The 17,326-nt window shown below is 61.4% G+C and carries 15 protein-coding genes; 5 read left to right on the forward strand and 10 right to left on the reverse strand.

Translation table 11 applies throughout. From position 1 onward, the window contains the following. Positions 1-178: 178 nt before the first annotated feature. From SLW75_RS23970 to mtnA, 10 genes are all read right to left on the reverse strand, one after another. Positions 179-418, reverse strand: coding sequence for a LapA family protein (locus tag SLW75_RS23970; RefSeq protein ID WP_192133788.1), 240 nt, complete (start codon positions 416-418; stop codon positions 179-181). A 17-nt stretch (positions 419-435) separates the two neighbouring features. After that, the gene (ihfB, locus tag SLW75_RS23975; RefSeq protein WP_037011901.1) at positions 436-735 is read right to left on the reverse strand and encodes an integration host factor subunit beta; all 300 of its coding nucleotides are present in this window, start codon (positions 733-735) and stop codon (positions 436-438) included. A 201-nt stretch (positions 736-936) separates the two neighbouring features. Further along, positions 937-2,628 (reverse strand): 30S ribosomal protein S1, encoded by a 1,692-nt coding sequence (rpsA, locus tag SLW75_RS23980; protein WP_065992985.1) that lies wholly within the window; start codon positions 2,626-2,628, stop codon positions 937-939. A 121-nt stretch (positions 2,629-2,749) separates the two neighbouring features. Further along, complete coding sequence (cmk, locus tag SLW75_RS23985) at positions 2,750-3,439, reverse strand: (d)CMP kinase (RefSeq protein WP_065992981.1); 690 nt, start codon at positions 3,437-3,439, stop codon at positions 2,750-2,752. Then, positions 3,436-5,643, reverse strand: a complete 2,208-nt coding sequence (locus tag SLW75_RS23990; RefSeq protein WP_410935677.1) for a bifunctional prephenate dehydrogenase/3-phosphoshikimate 1-carboxyvinyltransferase — start codon at positions 5,641-5,643, stop codon at positions 3,436-3,438. Before SLW75_RS23990 ends, cmk begins: the two co-directional genes overlap by 4 nt. 28 nt (positions 5,644-5,671) lie before the next feature. Next, positions 5,672-6,784, reverse strand: a complete 1,113-nt coding sequence (gene hisC / locus SLW75_RS23995; protein ID WP_410935630.1) for a histidinol-phosphate transaminase — start codon at positions 6,782-6,784, stop codon at positions 5,672-5,674. Between the two features lie 54 nt (positions 6,785-6,838). After that, complete coding sequence (gene pheA, locus SLW75_RS24000) at positions 6,839-7,933, reverse strand: prephenate dehydratase (protein ID WP_410935631.1); 1,095 nt, start codon at positions 7,931-7,933, stop codon at positions 6,839-6,841. Continuing rightward, positions 7,933-9,018, reverse strand: coding sequence for a 3-phosphoserine/phosphohydroxythreonine transaminase (gene serC, locus SLW75_RS24005; RefSeq protein ID WP_410935632.1), 1,086 nt, complete (start codon positions 9,016-9,018; stop codon positions 7,933-7,935). The genes pheA and serC overlap by 1 nt, the downstream gene beginning before the upstream one ends. A gap of 161 nt (positions 9,019-9,179) precedes the next feature. Beyond that, positions 9,180-11,975: a DNA gyrase subunit A gene (gene gyrA, locus SLW75_RS24010; protein WP_296306400.1), complete on the reverse strand. Its 2,796-nt coding sequence runs from the start codon at positions 11,973-11,975 to the stop codon at positions 9,180-9,182. Positions 11,976-12,280: 305 nt separating this feature from the next. Continuing rightward, positions 12,281-13,357 (reverse strand): S-methyl-5-thioribose-1-phosphate isomerase, encoded by a 1,077-nt coding sequence (mtnA, locus tag SLW75_RS24015; RefSeq protein WP_192133795.1) that lies wholly within the window; start codon positions 13,355-13,357, stop codon positions 12,281-12,283. 163 nt (positions 13,358-13,520) lie between these two features. Between mtnA and SLW75_RS24020 the strand changes: the two genes are divergently transcribed. The 5 genes from SLW75_RS24020 (at position 13,521) to SLW75_RS24040 (ending at position 17,323) form a co-directional block, all read left to right on the forward strand. Then, positions 13,521-14,852, forward strand: coding sequence for a TRZ/ATZ family hydrolase (locus tag SLW75_RS24020; RefSeq protein WP_065992970.1), 1,332 nt, complete (start codon positions 13,521-13,523; stop codon positions 14,850-14,852). Positions 14,853-14,919: 67 nt separating this feature from the next. Continuing rightward, positions 14,920-15,618 carry a bifunctional 2-polyprenyl-6-hydroxyphenol methylase/3-demethylubiquinol 3-O-methyltransferase UbiG gene (gene ubiG / locus SLW75_RS24025; RefSeq protein ID WP_192133799.1) on the forward strand — a complete coding sequence of 233 codons (699 nt, stop codon included), beginning with the start codon at positions 14,920-14,922 and terminating at the stop codon, positions 15,616-15,618. 3 nt (positions 15,619-15,621) lie between these two features. Next, a complete protein-coding gene (gene mupP, locus SLW75_RS24030) occupies positions 15,622-16,293 on the forward strand; it encodes an N-acetylmuramic acid 6-phosphate phosphatase MupP (protein WP_410935633.1) in 672 nt (223 codons plus the stop codon). A gap of 60 nt (positions 16,294-16,353) precedes the next feature. Continuing rightward, on the forward strand, positions 16,354-17,100 hold the full coding sequence (locus tag SLW75_RS24035; RefSeq protein WP_296306407.1) for a YciK family oxidoreductase: 747 nt from the start codon (positions 16,354-16,356) through the stop codon (positions 17,098-17,100). 37 nt (positions 17,101-17,137) lie between these two features. Beyond that, a complete protein-coding gene (locus SLW75_RS24040) occupies positions 17,138-17,323 on the forward strand; it encodes a diguanylate cyclase domain-containing protein (protein WP_410935634.1) in 186 nt (61 codons plus the stop codon). The last annotated feature ends 3 nt before the right edge of the window (positions 17,324-17,326 follow it).

Raw genomic sequence — 17,326 nt, forward strand, 5'->3', positions numbered from 1 at the left:
CGAAAAAACCCGAAGGTTCCTCTGTTCAGTAGAAGCAGCTCGAATGAAGAACTGCACGCAACCCTCGCGCCTGAAAGCTTGAGGCGTGGGTTAGGCATTGAAAAAGGGAATTAGTTATAGGTGCGCCTGTAATTATCTTCAACGCAAGCGTTGAGGTGTCTGGCGCGCGGGGATTCTATCAGGGCAGGCGTGACGCTTTGGGCTTCCTGCGCAGACGCGCGACTGAAACCAACAGCGGGCCAATCAACATGCCCACCAGCAGTGCAAAGATCACCGGCACGGCAACAGGCAGCTCGGGCGCGTTCCAGCCAAAGAATACCAGTGCGACGGTTTGCTGGTTTTCCAGCACAAATACGAGAATCGCCGCTGCGATCAACAGGGCGATAACTAAAAAGATCAGACGCTTCACATTTCGCATGAGAACTCCTCAAAGAGCTATTGGAGCTCGTGCTCCTCTTCTTCGTTCACCCGGTCGCGGAGCTCTTTGCCTGGCTTGAAGTGAGGGACGAACTTGCCATCGAGGCTGACAGACTGGCCTGTCTTTGGATTGCGGCCTACGCGAGGCGCGCGATAATGCAGGGAAAAGCTGCCGAAGCCGCGTATTTCAATACGGTCGCCCGTCGCGAGGCACTGCGACATCTGCTCAAGCATGGTCTTGATGGCCAGCTCCACATCTTTGGATGAGAGCAGTCCTTGATGGGTGACAATTCGTTCGATCAACTCCGACTTCGTCATGTTTTTCCCTTCTTTTTCAAGCAGCTAGGTAAAGCGCTTTGAAGGTTTTAGCATGACCTGAAGCATTTGAACAGAGTATGTCCAGACTTAAATCAACCGAGCTTGAAGATCGTCAACAGGCACTGGCCGAACATGCCGCAAAAACACCCGCCCACAAAAAAGGGCGACCGAAGTCGCCCTTTTTCAATGGTCAGACAGAACTCAGTTCTGTTTTTCCATTTGAGCACGCAGCAGGTCACCCAGAGTGGTAGGACCAGTGCTTTCAGCGGTTTCAGGCTTGCTACGCAGGCTCTGAATCGCTTCTTTCTCGTCTTCAACGTCTTTCGACTTGATGGACAAGCTGATCACGCGGCTCTTGCGGTCAACGCTGATGATCTTGGCTTCGATCTCTTCGCCTTCTTTCAGAACGTTACGCGCATCTTCAACGCGGTCACGGCTGATTTCGGAGGCTTTGAGGGTCGCTTCGATGTCGTCGGCCAGAGTGATGATGGCGCCTTTGGCGTCAACTTCTTTAACGATACCGCGGACGATAGCGCCTTTGTCATTGACAGTGACGTACTCGGAGAACGGATCGCTTTCCAGCTGCTTGATGCCCAGCGAGATCCGCTCACGCTCTGGATCAACCGACAGGATCACGGTGTCAAGCTCGTCGCCCTTCTTGAAACGACGTACGGCTTCTTCGCCCACTTCGTTCCAGGAGATGTCGGACAGGTGAACCAGACCGTCGATGCCGCCGTCCAGACCAATGAAGATACCGAAATCGGTGATCGACTTGATGGTGCCGGAGATCTTGTCGCCCTTGTTGAACTGGCCAGAGAAATCTTCCCACGGGTTAGATTTGCACTGCTTGATGCCGAGGGAGATACGACGACGCTCTTCGTCGATGTCCAGAACCATGACTTCCACTTCGTCGCCAACCTGAACGACTTTAGACGGGTGGATGTTCTTGTTGGTCCAGTCCATTTCGGAAACGTGTACCAGGCCTTCCACGCCTTCTTCCAGCTCTGCGAAGCAGCCGTAGTCGGTCAGGTTGGTAACGCGCGCGGTAACGCGAGTGCCTTCCGGGTAACGAGCCTTGATAGCAACCCATGGATCTTCACCCAGTTGCTTCAGACCCAGGGAAACACGATTGCGCTCGCGATCGTACTTCAGGACCTTTACATCGATCTCATCGCCAACGTTGACGATTTCCGATGGATGTTTGATGCGCTTCCAGGCCATGTCGGTGATGTGCAGCAGGCCATCGACGCCACCCAGATCGACGAATGCGCCGTAATCGGTGAGGTTCTTGACGATACCCTTGACCTGCTGGCCTTCCTGCAGCGATTCCAGCAGAGCTTCGCGCTCGGCGCTGTTTTCGGCTTCCAGGACACTGCGACGGGAAACGACAACGTTGTTGCGCTTCTGGTCCAGCTTGATGACCTTGAATTCCAGCTCTTTGCCTTCCAGGTGCGTGGTGTCGCGCACTGGACGGACGTCAACCAGAGAACCTGGCAGGAACGCACGGATGCCGTTAACGTCGACTGTGAAGCCGCCTTTAACCTTACCGTTGATAACGCCCTTGACCACTTCCTCAGCTGCGAAAGCCGCTTCCAGAACGATCCAGCACTCGGCACGCTTGGCTTTTTCGCGGGACAGCTTGGTTTCGCCAAAGCCGTCTTCGACCGCGTCCAGCGCAACGTGGACTTCATCGCCGATCTTGATGGTCAGCTCGCCAGCATCGTTGTGGAACTGCTCCAGCGGGATGAGGCCTTCGGACTTCAGACCAGCGTGAACGGTGACCCAACCAGCCTGGTAATCGATATCGACGATGATCGCGGTGATGATCGAACCGGCCTGAAGGTTAAGAGTCTTTAGGCTTTCTTCGAAAAGTTCAGCAAAGCTTTCGCTCATTTTAATTCCTGTTGATAAGGGCGAAGAATACGCCCATCTGCCACGCTCCAGACAACGTGGGTTTCGTTCATATGAAAGAAAGCCTGCGGGACTATGACTGGTCTCCCACATGGCTTTCTGGTCATCCGGCGAGATCGCGGAGTGCGACTTCACTCAGGATGCGTTCAAGCACCTGCTCGATGGACAATTCGGTGGAATCCAGCTGAATGGCGTCATGCGCCGGCTTGAGCGGGGCTACCGCTCGCTGGGTGTCGCGCTCGTCGCGGACACGGATCTCATCTAGCAGACTCGGCAGACTAACATCGTCACCCTTGGCCTTCAACTGCAAATATCGCCGTCGGGCACGCTCGTCGACGCTGGCCGTCAGAAAAATCTTCAACGGCGCACCGGGAAAGACCACCGTGCCCATGTCGCGGCCGTCGGCAATCAGGCCCGGAAACTCCTGAAACGCCCGCTGGCGCTGCAGCAGTGCTTCACGAACAGCGGGCAACGACGCCACCTGCGACGCGCCACTGCCGACATGCTCATTGCGGATGGCCGACGTCACGTCCTCCCCTTCGAGGATAATGCGCTGACCGTGGTCATCGGTCGCTGCCATGAACTGCACGTCCAGGTGCGCAGCCAGCAGTTTCAGTGCTTCTTCATTGGTCAGATCGACGCCATGGTTGACGGCCGCGAAGGCCAGCAGCCGATACAGCGCGCCGGAATCCAGCAGGGACCAGCCCAGACGTTTGGCCAGCTTGCCGGCCACCGTGCCCTTCCCGGAACCGCTGGGTCCGTCGATCGTAATGACCGGAGCTTGAACTTTCACGATTGCCCCTCTTGCGTTACACGAATACCCACCTGAGCACACAGCGTCAGGAAACTGGGAAATGAAGTCGCCACATTGGCGCAGTCCCGGATATGAATCGGGCTGGCCGCACGCAGCGACGCGATACTGAATGCCATGGCGACGCGGTGATCGCCCTGCGCGTTGATTTCACCACCGCCGAGGTTTCCACCATCAATAATGATGCCATCTGCGGTCGTTTCAACGTTTATGCCGAGCGTCGCCAGACCGTTGGCCATGGCGCGAAGGCGGTCTGATTCCTTGACGCGCAATGCCTGAGCGCCCTTGAGGACCGTTCGCCCTTCGGCGCAAGCGGCGGCAATCAAGAGCGCCGGGAGCTCGTCAGTGGCCAGCGGTATCAGGGCCAGCGGGATATCGATACCCCTGAGACGGGCATGGCGCACGTGCAGATCAGCCACCGGCTCACCGCCCGCATCGCGCGGGTTGTCCAGCGTGATGTCCGCGCCCATCAGGCGCAGGATATCGATGACGCCCGAGCGCGTCGGGTTCACACCCACCCCTTCGAGGATCAAATCCGACCCGTCGGCGATGGAGGCTGCCACCAGAAAGAACGCCGCCGAAGAAATATCGGCGGGCACTTCGATGCGGGCGGCCTTGAGCTCAACCCCTGACTGCAACGCGACTGTCGCGTCATGAGCGGAAACCGAATGACCCAACCCTTGCAGCATGCGCTCGGTGTGGTCCCGGGTCGGGGCTGGCTCGTGCACCATCGTTGTGCCATTTGCGTAGAGACCGGCGAGCAACAGCGCGGATTTCACCTGAGCGCTGGGCAATGGCATGTCGTAGCGGATGGCCTGAAGACCCTGCCCGCCGCGAAGGGTCAGCGGCGGCCGGCCGTCTTCTGCGGTGTCGATCACGGCGCCCATCTGGCGCAACGGTTCGACGACACGGGTCATCGAATGCCGAGACAGCGAGGCATCGCCGGTCAGCACGCTGTCGAATCGCTGCGCGGCCATCAGGCCACAGAGCAGGCGCATCGACGTGCCCGAGTTACCCAGATAAAGCGGTCCCGGCGCAGGTCGCAGCCCGTTGAGGCCGACGCCATGAATGGTCAGGCGACCGTGGTGTGGGCCCTCGATGACCACGCCCAGGTCGCGGAATGCCTGCAACGTCGCCAGCGCGTCCTCACTCTCGAGAAAGCCTTCGACGACGCTGGTGCCCTGGGCCAGGGACCCGAGCATGATCGCCCGATGGGAAATCGACTTGTCACCCGGCACGCGAACCCGCCCCCGGACAACGCCGCCAGGCTTCCCGATAAACTTCAGGTCGGCGCACGTGGCTTGTTCGACGTAGGCACGACGGGCAAGGATCTTGCCGAAATGCTCGCGGGCGACCCGGGCCCGGGTGAACACACCGAGCAACTGGTGGCCATCGCCTGCATCCACGGCATCGCGCAGCGCATCAAGGTCGCTGCGGAAGGTGTCGAGGGTGCGCAGCACCGCCTCGCGATTCGCCAGGAAGATGTCATGCCACATCACCGGATCACTACCGGCGATGCGCGTGAAGTCGCGTAAGCCCCCCGCCGCATAGCGGAAGATGTCGAGGTTTTCGTTACGTTTGGCCAGCGAATCCACCAGGCCGAACGCCAGAAGGTGCGGCAAATGACTGGTCGCCGCCAGCACTTCATCGTGGCGCTCGACCTGCATGTGCTCGACGTCGGCGCCCAGTGCCGACCAGAGACGGTCAACCAGCGCCAGCGCCAATGGGTCGGTTTCGGCCAGTGGCGTGAGGATGACTTTGTGCCGCTTGAACAGCTCGGCGTTGGAGGCTTCCACTCCGCTCTGCTCGGAGCCGGCAATCGGGTGGCCGGGCACGAAGCGCGGCGGCATCACACCGAACGCTTCACGCGCGGCGCGGACCACATTGCCTTTGGCGCTACCGACGTCGGTCAGCACGGCATTGCCCAGGTCCAATCCAGCCAGTACGCCGAGGAGTTTTTCCATGGCCAGAATCGGCACGGCCAACTGAATGACGTCAGCCCCTACGCAGGCGGCAGCGAGAGTGTCTTCACAGCGATCGACCACGCCCAGCTCCACGGCCAGTGTGCGCGATTGCGGGTCGAGATCGACGCCCACGACTTCGCGACACAGGCCACTCTCCTTCAAGCCCTTGGCGAACGACCCTCCGATCAGGCCGAGGCCGACCACCACCAGGCGGCCGATCATAGGCGCAGCGGGTTGCAGCGACGTGACATCAACCACGTGCCAGAACCTTGCTCAACGCCTCGAGGAAACGACTGTTCTCGCTCGGCAAACCGATGCTCACACGCAGATGATTGGGCATGCCATAACCACCAATCGGGCGAACGATCACACCTTCACGCAGCAATCCTTCGTAAACCGAAGCGGCCTCGCGGCCTAGGTCTACGGCGATGAAGTTGGCTTTGGAGGGAATCCAGCTCAGGCCCATCTGACCAAGCCCCTCTTCCAACTGCTGCATGCCGGCTTCATTGAGCTGACGGCTTCGCGCAACGTAGTCCACGTCGCCCAGCGCAGCGCAAGCGGCGGCCAGCGCGAGGCTGTTGACGTTGAACGGCTGACGCACGCGGTTCAGCACGTCGGCCACGACCGGCGAGGACAACCCATAGCCGACGCGCAACGACGCCAGGCCATAGGCCTTGGAAAACGTCCGCGACACCAGCAGGTTTGGATAGGCGCTCAGGAAGTTAAGCCCGTCAGGCAGCTCGGCGCTTTCGGCGTATTCGATGTAGGCCTCGTCCAGCACGACCAACACGTTGTCAGGCACCTGCGTGAGGAAATCCGCCAGCGCGCTTGGCCCGAACCAGGTCCCGGTGGGGTTGCTGGGGTTGGCGATGAAGACGACTCGGGTGTTGCTGTCGATGGCGGCGAGCATGGCCGGCAGGTCGTGACCCCACGCCTTTGCCCTGGCGACGTGAGCAGTCGCGCCCACGGCCTGGGTGACAATCGGATAGATGGCGAACGCGTGTTCGCTGAACACCGCATTCAGCCCCGGCGCCAGATAGGCACGGGCGACGATTTCCAGAATATCGTTGGAGCCGTTGCCCAGCGTCACTTGCTCGGGCTGCACGCCACAGGCTTGCGACAGCCGCTGCTTGAGCTCGAAACCGTTGCCGTCCGGGTAGCGGGTCAATTCCGCCAGCGCGTCTTTGATCGCCTGCAACGCCTTGGGGCTGGCGCCCATCGGGTTTTCATTGCTCGCCAGCTTGATGATGCGCGCCGGATCGATATCCAGTTCACGCGCCAGTTCGTCCACCGGTTTGCCGGGAACGTAAGGCGATAGTTTTTGCACGCCGGGCTGTGCCAGCGTGAGGAAGTCGCCGCTCATGTACCGCTTTACCTCTTCAGTGAAACCCGTAGGGCTACAAGTCCGGACGCAGGATCAAAGCACTGCCTTCGGATAGGAACCCAACACCTTGAGCGCCACGGCTTCCTGGCTGATCTGCTCGAGGACGGCCTTGATCAGCGGGTCGCGGTGGTGGCCGACGAAGTCGATGAAGAACACGTAGGTCCATTTCCCGCTTCGCGAGGGGCGCGTCTCGATGCGCGTCAGGTCGATGCCGTTTTGGTGAAACGGCACCAGCAGTTCATGCAGCGCGCCCGGCTTGTTGCTCATCGACACAATGATCGACGTTTTGTCGTCACCGGTCGGCGGCACTTCCTGATTGCCGATCATGAGGAAACGCGTGGCGTTGTCCGGACGGTCTTCGATCTTCTCGGCAATCCGCGTCAGGCCGTAAAGGCCCGCCGCCATATCACCGGCGATCGCCGCCGAGTTCCACTCGCCCTTGACCCGCTTGGCCGCATCGGCGTTGCTGGCAACGGCGATGCGCTCGACGTTCGGGTAGTGCGCGTCCAGCCACTTGCGGCATTGCGCCAGGGACTGGGCGTGGGAATAGATGCGGCTGATGCTGTCAGTCTTGGTGCTTTCGCCCACCAGCAGATGATGGTGAATGCGCAGCTCGACTTCGCCACAGATCACCATGTCGTGCTCAAGGAAGCTGTCCAGCGTGTGGTTGACTGCACCTTCGGTGGAGTTCTCCACCGGGACGACACCGAAATTCACCGCACCGGCGGCCACTTCACGGAACACTTCATCGATCGCAGCCATCGGCTTGCTGATGACGGCGTGGCCGAAATGCTTCAGCGCGGCAGCCTGGGTGAACGTGCCCTCGGGACCCAGATAAGCGACCTTGAGCGGCTGCTCCAGCGCCAGGCACGAGGACATGATTTCGCGGAACAGCCGCGCCATCTCTTCATTGCTCAACGGGCCACGGTTACGCTCCATGACACGTTTCAGGACCGCCGCTTCACGCTCAGGCCGGTAGAACACCGGCACCTCGCCCGCTGGCAGGTCGGCCATCTTGACCCGGGCGACTTCCTGGGCGCAGCGGGCACGTTCGCTGATCAGCTCCAGAACTTTTTCGTCCAGGTTGTCGATGCGGACCCGCAGGGCCTTGAGTGCTTGTTCAGACATTAGCCGTGTTCCTTCTCGAACTCTGCCATGTACGCGGTCAGGGCGTTGACCGCACTGAGGTCGATGGCATTGTAGATGGACGCGCGCATGCCGCCGACCGAACGGTGGCCTTTGAGGTTAAGCAAATTGCGCGCTTCGGCACCCGCGAGGAACGGCTTGTCCAGGCGATCATCGGCCAGACGGAACGGCACGTTCATCCACGAGCGGTCGGACGGGTTGATCGGATTGCTGTACAGGCCGCTGGCATCGATGAAGTCGTACAGCGTGCGCTGCTTGAGTTCATTGCGCGCGGCCATGGCTTCGACACCGCCCTGCTCTTTCAGCCATTCGAAGACCAGACCGGACAGGTACCAGGCCAGCGTCGGCGGCGTGTTGTACATCGAGCCGTTGTCGGCCGCGACCTTGTAGTTGAGCATCGTCGGGCACAGGGAACGCGCGCGACCCAGCAGGTCCTCGCGGATGATCGCCACGACGATGCCGCTCGGGCCGATGTTCTTCTGGGCGCCCGCGAAGATCATGCCGAAACGCGAAACGTCGAGGCGGCGCGAGAGGATGTCCGAAGACATGTCGGCGACCAGCGGCACGTCGCCGGTTTCCGGAATCCAGTTGAATTGCAGACCGCCAATGGTCTCGTTGGGCACGTAGTGAACGTAGGCCGCGTCTTTCGACAGCTTCCACTCGCTCTGGCCGGGAATGGCGAAATAATCGGCGGGTTTGGCGCTGGCGGCGACATTGATGTTGCCGTAACGCGATGCTTCTTCAATGGCTTTCTGCGACCAGATGCCGGTGTCGATGTAGTCGGCCGTGCCGTTTTCAGGCAGCAGGTTCAATGGAACCTGAGCGAATTGCTGGCTACCGCCACCTTGAAGAAACAGCACTTTGTAATGGGAGGGGATGGACAGCAGATCGCGAAAATCCTGCTCCGCCTTGGTGGCAATGGAGACGAACTCGTCGCTGCGATGGCTCATTTCCATGACGGACAGGCCTTTGCCATGCCAGTCCAGGAGTTCGGCCTGGGCACGCAGCAGAACAGCTTCAGGGAGCGCGGCAGGACCTGCGCAGAAGTTAAAGGCTCGCTTGCTCATATCCACTCTCGTCGTGTCACTGAATTAATTTGGAACGGGTGAAGTGCGGGGAAATGCGGAAGGTTCTCGTTTCATTACGATCACACGTTACCGAAACTGTTGACCGGCGCGTAGGGCATCGGTCAAAAAGGGGGGGCTGTCACCAGCCCCCCCTCTCGGCGTTACTCCTGCGGCTCTTCTTCGTCAGCCGCGGGATCCGCTTGCGCATCGTCAGCGGACTCGTCGGTGTCGACGGCGCCAATCACGTCAGCATCAACCTCTTCGCCTTCGAACGCTTCGCCGTCCAGCTCTTCGCCCTCGACTTCCGATGGCTCCTGGACGCGCTCCAGACCGACCAGTTTCTCGTCCTTGGCCAGCTTGATCAGGGTCACGCCCTGAGTATTGCGGCCCAGACTCGAAACTTCGCCAACACGGGTACGCACCAGCGTGCCCTGGTCGGAAATCAGCATGATCTCCTCGCCTTCCTGCACCTGAACGGCGCCGACCAGACGGCCGTTACGCTCGTTGCTGACCATGGCGATGACGCCCTGACCGCCACGCTTGTACTCAGGGAACTCGGTGATCGCGGTGCGCTTGCCGTAGCCACGCTCGGAAGCGGTGAGGATCTGGCTGCCCTGCTCCGGAATCAGCATGGAAATCAGCTTCTGACCTTCCGGCAGACGCATGCCGCGCACACCGCGAGCCGTACGGCCCATGGCGCGCACTTCGGATTCCTTGAAGCGGGTGACCTTGCCGCCGTCGGAGAAAAGCATGATTTCCTGCTCGCCATCGGTAACCGCGGCCGAGATCAAGATGTCGCCTTCGTCCAGCTCCAGCGCAATCAGGCCGACGCTGCGTTGACGACTGAACGCCACCAGCGGGGTCTTCTTGACGGTGCCGTTGGCGGTCGACATGAAGATGAACGGCGCCTTCTTCTTGTCAGCAGCCTTGATGCGCGCCTTGCGCTCTTCTTCGGTCTCGTTGCTGTTTTCGAGGTCTTCGGCCTCGGCGTCCACGCCTTCGGCTTCTTCTTCGTCAGCACGCTTGCGCATGGCTTCGAGATCGACCGGCAGCATGGTGGTGATGTATTCGCCTTCGCTCAGCGGCAACAGGTTGACCAGCGGACGACCACGCGCAGCGCGGGACGCTTCCGGGATCTCGTAGGTCTTGAGCCAGTACACCTTGCCTTTGCTGGAGAACATCAGCAGCGTGGTGTGGCTGTTGGCGACCAGCAGGTGAGCGATGTAGTCCTCATCCTTGACGCCGGTGGCCGACTTGCCTTTGCCGCCGCGACGCTGGGCCTGATAGACAGCCAGCGGTTGAGTCTTGGCGTAGCCACCATGGGAGATGGTCACGACGCGCTCTTCTTCCGGGATCATGTCGCCGAGGGTCAGGTCCAGGCGCGCATCGAGGATCTCGGTGCGACGCACATCGCCGTATTCGGCGCGGATCAGCTCGAGCTCTTCGCGGATGACTTCCATCAGGCGCGTGGCGCTGTTGAGGATGCGCAGCAGCTCGCCGATCTGAGTCAGGATTTCCTGGTACTCGGTGAGCAGCTTCTCGTGTTCCAGACCGGTCAGGCGGTGCAGACGCAGCTCGAGGATGGCCTGAGCCTGTTCCGGCGACAGGAAATACTTGCCGTCTCGCATGCCGTACTGAGGATCGAGGTTTTCCGGGCGGGACGATTCGGCGCCCGCGCGCTCGACCATCTCGACCACGGCGCTGGATTCCCACGGCGTGCTGATCAGCCCTTCCTTGGCTTCGGCCGGGGTCGGCGAGGCTTTGATGAGGGCGATGACCGGGTCGATGTTCGACAGGGCAACGGCCTGACCTTCAAGAATGTGACCACGCTCGCGGGCCTTGCGCAGTTCGAACACGGTACGGCGGGTAACGACTTCGCGACGGTGACGAATGAAGGCTTCCAGCAGGTCCTTGAGGTTCAGGATGCGTGGGCGGCCGTCGATCAGCGCAACGATGTTGATACCGAAGACGCTTTGCAGTTGGGTCTGGGCGTAGAGGTTGTTGAGGATGACCTCAGGCACTTCGCCGCGACGCAGCTCGATGACCACGCGCATGCCGTCCTTGTCGGACTCGTCGCGCAGTTCGGTGATGCCTTCAAGCTTCTTCTCTTTAACCAGCTCGGCGATCTTCTCGATCAGACGCGCCTTGTTCAGCTGGTACGGCAGCTCGGTGATGACGATCTGCTGGCGACCACCGACCTTGTCGATGTCTTCGACAATGGAGCGGGCGCGCATGTAAATGCGGCCACGGCCCGTCTTGTACGCTTCTACGATGCCGGCACGACCGTTGATGATCGCGGCGGTCGGAAAGTCGGGGCCGGGGATGTACTGCATCAACTCGTCGACGGTGAGGTCGCCGTTGTCGATCAGCGCCAGGCAGCCGTCGATGACTTCACCGAGGTTGTGCGGCGGAATATTGGTCGCCATGCCCACGGCGATACCGCTGGAGCCGTTGACGAGCAGGTTGGGAATACGGGTCGGCATGACCGCAGGAATCTGTTCGGTGCCGTCGTAGTTCGGCACCCAGTCCACGGTTTCCTTATGCAGGTCGGCCAGCAGCTCGTGGGCCAGCTTGGTCATGCGAACTTCGGTGTATCGCATGGCGGCGGCGTTGTCGCCGTCCACCGAACCGAAGTTGCCCTGACCGTCTACCAGCAGGTAGCGCAGGGAAAAGGGTTGGGCCATACGAACGATGGTGTCGTAGACCGCGGTGTCGCCATGCGGGTGGTACTTACCGATAACGTCACCGACCACACGGGCGGATTTCTTGTACGGCTTGTTCCAGTCGTTACCCAGTTCGCTCATTGCGAACAGTACCCGACGGTGCACGGGCTTCAAGCCGTCGCGCGCATCGGGCAGAGCTCGTCCGACGATGACGCTCATCGCGTAGTCGAGGTAGGACTGCTTCAGCTCGTCTTCGATATTGACCGGGAGGATTTCTTTGGCCAGTTCGCCCATGAGAAGCCTGATTCCTTTTTCTGGTGAAACCGCGTTCAGCCATCCGGGATGAACGAGGCTTGCCGCTGCCGACGATTGTCAGGCAACGACTTACGACAAATCAGCGAGTTATGCCATGAATGTGCGCAGTCATAAGGGTCGCCATGCGCCCCTTTGGAAACCGCCGGATGGTACCACAATCGCCGTCAGGCACGAAGTGTTTGCAGGCGCCGCGAACAAGCCGTTTCGCCAGCAGACGCCTGAGAAGCGCTCACAGAGCCCGATAGCGCGTTTGACGACGAATGGCATTATCGGCAGCGGGGTGATCAATGCAGGCGTTTGCGGCACATCAGCAGGGCCATTTTTGCCGTATCCGGGCGTTCGACAATGCCCTTCTCGGTGACGATGGCGTCGATGAGATCAGCAGGTGTAACGTCGAACACCGGGTTGAACGCATCGACGTCGGCCCCCACGCGTTTGCCGCCAACCTCAAGCAATTCGCGGCCGTCGCGTTCTTCGATGGGGATGTCGTCGCCACTGGCCAGGTTCATGTCGATGGTCGAGCTCGGCGCCACGACCATGAAGCGCACGCCGTGGTGCATGGCCGCGACCGCCAGCTGGTAGGTGCCGATCTTGTTGGCGACGTCGCCGTTGGCGGTGATGCGGTCAGCGCCGACGATGACCCAGGTGATGCCTTTGGTTTTCATCAGGTGCGCGGCGGCGGAGTCGGCATTTAGGGTGACCGGGATGCCTTCGTTGACCAATTCCCATGCGGTCAGGCGCGAGCCTTGCAGCCAGGGCCGGGTTTCGTCGGCATAGACACGCTCGATCATGCCTTCCAGGTGTGCCGCGCGAATCACGCCGAGCGCCGTCCCGAAGCCGCCTGTGGCCAGCGCGCCGGTGTTGCAGTGGGTCAGCACGGTCTGCAGATTGCCCTGATGCTTGCGGATCAGCTCTGCCCCCAGTTGCGCCATGGTCAGGTTGGCTTCGCGGTCGCTCAAGTGAATGGCCACGGCTTCGGCTTCCATGGCCTTCAGGGGATCTTCGTGATCCTTGAGGCGATACAGGCGCTCGCGCATGCGGTTCAGCGCCCAGAACAGGTTGACCGCCGTGGGCCGGGAATTGGCCAGCAGGTCGAAGTCCTCCTCCAGAGCCATCTGCCAGTCACCGCCTTCGGCGAGCCGATCAACCACCGCCAGGACGATGCCGTAGGCCGCACTGATGCCAATCGCCGGCGCACCGCGCACGACCATCGTGCGGATGGCTTCGGCTACGCCTTCAGCACTGGTGTAGGGATGCCAGGTTTCTTCGAAGGGCAAAACCCGCTGATCCAGCAGATACAACGTGCCGTCCCGCCAATCGATGGCCTTTACCTTCTCCGCAGCCAGTAATCGATCGCGCATTGCACACCCCACTTGATGAATTTTGAAAAGCTTGCCGCCACAGCGACGGTGCAAAGAAGCAAATCGCCAGCACCTTAAAAAGCCGCCGATTATAGCGAGCCGCCTGCGAAGACGCTCGGGTATACTTCGCCGTCCCCGTAATAAGCCATTGGATGCCCGCCCCATGCCCCATTCCGCTGCCCCGCTCGACCTGTTGTTGCTGCCGGACTGGCTGGTACCGGTCGAACCCGCCGGCGTTGTGTTGCAGCAGCACGGGATCGGCATTCGCGACGGCCTGATCGTTTATATCGGTCCGCGCGCCGAGGCCCTGCGCCAGCCGGCCATCGAGGTGCGCGAGTTGCCGGGCATGCTGCTCAGTCCCGGGCTGATCAACGCCCACGGCCATGCGGCGATGACCCTGTTCCGCGGGCTGGCGGACGACCTGCCGTTGATGACCTGGCTGCAGGATCATATCTGGCCGGCCGAGGCGAAGTGGGTCGACGAGGATTTCGTCCGCGACGGCACCGACCTCGCCATCGCCGAACAGTTGAAGGGCGGCATCACCTGCTTCTCCGACATGTATTTCTTCCCGAAGGTCGCGTGCGAGCGGGTGCACAACAGTGGCATTCGCGCACAGATCACCGTGCCGGTGCTGGACTTCCCGATACCCGGCGCGCGCAACAGCGACGAATCCCTGCACATCGGCATCGAGCTGTTCAACGATCTGGCCCACCACGACCGCATCAAGATCGCCATGGGACCCCACGCGCCCTACACCGTCAGCGACGAGAACCTGGAGAAGATCCGGGTCATCGCCGATGAACTGGACGCCATGATCCAGATGCACGTTCACGAAACCGCCTTTGAAGTGCACGACGCCGTTCAGCAACGTCAGGAGCGCCCCCTTGCGCGGCTGCATCGCCTGGGCCTGCTGGGCCCGCGCTTTCAGGCGGTGCACATGACCCAGATCAGCGATGACGACCTGGCGATGCTGGTCGAGAGCAACTCCAGCGTCATTCACTGCCCAGAATCGAATCTGAAACTGGCCAGCGGCTTCTGCCCGGTCGAGCGCCTGTGGCAGGCCGGTGTCAACGTCGCCATCGGCACCGACGGCGCGGCCAGTAACAACGACCTGGACCTGCTCGGCGAAACCCGCACCGCCGCGCTGCTGGCAAAAGCCGTTGCCGGCTCGGCCACCGCGCTGGACGCCCACCGTGCACTGCGCATGGCCACGCTGAACGGCGCCCGCGCCCTGGGCATCGACGATCACACCGGCTCGCTGCAAATCGGCAAGGCCGCCGACATGGTCGCGTTCGACCTGTCAGGCCTTGCGCAACAGCCGGTCTACGATCCGGTGTCACAACTTATTTATGCAACGGGTCGCGATTGCGTGACGCACGTCTGGGTCGCCGGCAAGCCATTGCTGCAGGACAAACGCCTGACCCGCATGGACGAAGAGGCGCTGACCCGGACCGCCAAAGCCTGGGGCAACCGCATCGCGGCTGACAAAGCCTGACCCATTGAGCGCCGCCACGGTCAGATACCGTGCCCGGACACCGAATTCAAGTTTCAGAGGATCACACATGAGCAACGTCGACAACGCCGAAATCGCCAAATTCGAGGCCCTCGCCCATCGCTGGTGGGACCGCAACAGCGAGTTCAAGCCCCTTCACGACATCAATCCGCTGCGCGTGAACTGGATTGACGAACGGGTGAATCTGGCGGGCAAGAAGGTCCTCGACGTCGGCTGCGGCGGCGGCATTCTGAGTGAGGCCATGGCCTTGCGTGGCGCGACCGTGACCGGCATCGACATGGGCGAAGCGCCGCTGGCCGTGGCGCGACTGCACCAGCTGGAATCCGGCGTGAGCGTGGAATACCGGCAGATCACCGCCGAAGCGCTGGCCGAAGAAATGCCCGAGCAGTTTGATGTCGTGACCTGTCTGGAAATGCTGGAGCACGTGCCGGACCCGTCGTCGGTGATCCGTGCCTGCTACAAGATGGTCAAGCCGGGCGGTCAGGTGTTTTTCTCTACCATCAATCGCAACCCGAAGGCCTACCTGTTCGCCATTATCGGCGCCGAATACATCATGAACCTGCTGCCGCGCGGCACCCATGACTTCAAGAAATTCATCCGCCCTTCCGAGCTCGGCGCGTGGAGCCGCGATGCCGGGCTGCAGGTCAAAGACATCACCGGTCTGACCTACAACCCGTTGACCAAGCACTACAAGCTGGCCTCGGACGTCGACGTCAATTACATGATCCAGACACTGCGGGGAGTCTGAGCCATGCGCTTGAGGGCAGTTCTCTTCGACATGGACGGCACGCTGCTCGACACCGCGCCGGACTTCATCGCGATCTGCCAGGCAATGCTGGCCGAACGCGGCTTACCGCCGGTGAACGACAAGCTGATCCGCGACGAGATCTCCGGCGGTGCCAGGGCGATGGTCTCGGCGGCGTTCGCGATGCCCCCCGAGGCAGCGGAATTCGAGGCGCTGCGCCTGGAATTCCTGGCGCGCTATCAGACCGATTGCGCGGTGCACAGCAAACTGTTCGACGGCATGGCCGAATTGCTGGCCGACATCGAGAAAGCCAGACTGATCTGGGGCGTGGTGACCAACAAACCGGTTCGCTTCGCACAACCGATCATGGAGCAACTGGGTTTGTCGGAGCGTTCCGCGGTACTGATCTGCCCGGACCATGTGACCAAGAGCAAACCCGATCCGGAGCCGCTGCTGCTGGCCTGCAAGATGCTCGATCTGGACCCCGCCAGTGTGCTGTTCGTGGGCGATGACCTGCGCGACATCGAATCCGGTCGCGACGCCGGCACCAAGACCGCCGCCGTGCGCTATGGCTACATCCACCCCCAGGACAACCCCGATCACTGGGGCGCGGACGTGGTGGTGAATCACCCGCTGGAGCTGCGCCGGGTCTTGGATGATGCGTTGTGCAGTTGCTGAGGCGACAGTCCGCAACCAAATCCTTCACTGCGCCCATTTAGACATTAGAAAGGAGCCGCCATGTTCAATTACTCCGCCCGCCCCGACCTGCTCAAAGGCCGGGTGATTCTGGTGACCGGGGCCGGCCGTGGCATCGGCGCCGCTGCCGCGAAAACCTATGCCGCCCACGGCGCGACGGTCTTGCTGCTGGGCCGGACCGAAGCGAATCTGAGCGCGCTGTATGACGAGATCGAGGCTGCCGGGCATCCGCAACCGGTGGTCGTCCCGTTCGATCTCGAGACTGCCCTCCCCCGTCAGTACGACGAGCTCGCCGCGATGATCGAAGCAGAGTTCGGCCGCCTGGACGGCGTGTTGCACAACGCCTCGATCATCGGGCCGCGCACGCCGGTCGAACAGCTCACCGGTGAGCAGTTCATGCAGGTGATGCACGTTAACGTCAACGCCACGTTCATGCTGACCACCGCCTTGCTGCCGTTGCTCAAGCTTTCGGGCGACGCGTCCATCGCGTTCACCTCCAGCAGCGTCGGGCGCAAAGGCCGCGCGTACTGGGGCGCCTATGGCGTGTCCAAGTTCGCCACCGAAGGGCTGATGCAGACGCTGGCCGACGAGATCGATGGGCTTGGTTCGCTGCGCGCCAACAGCATCAATCCGGGCGCAACCCGCACCGACATGCGCGCCCAGGCATACCCGGCGGAAGATCCGACCAACAACCCGACGCCGGAAGAAATCATGCCGGTGTACCTGTACCTGATGGGCCCGGACAGCATCGGCATCAACGGGCAGGCACTGGATGCCCAGACCCGCTGAACCGAGTGATGCTGACGCAGTGGGCTCACCAAGGCGAGTGACTGCGCAGCGCCGCACTGCAACGCTCTTATCCGCTGAAGGGACGGGCGTAGACGTGACGGTCAGCCTCGGTTGCTCGACGCTGCCGCCGGGCGAATCGCCCGACAGCATGGTGCAACGTGAGGACACGGCCCTGTACGCCGCCAGGCGCAAGGGCCGCCACCGCCTGGACATGGCGGGCTGAGGG

The sequence above is a fragment of the Pseudomonas sp. W5-01 genome (genome assembly GCF_046540435.1).
In the GTDB taxonomy this organism is placed as follows: Bacteria; Pseudomonadota; Gammaproteobacteria; order Pseudomonadales; family Pseudomonadaceae; genus Aquipseudomonas; species Aquipseudomonas graminis_B.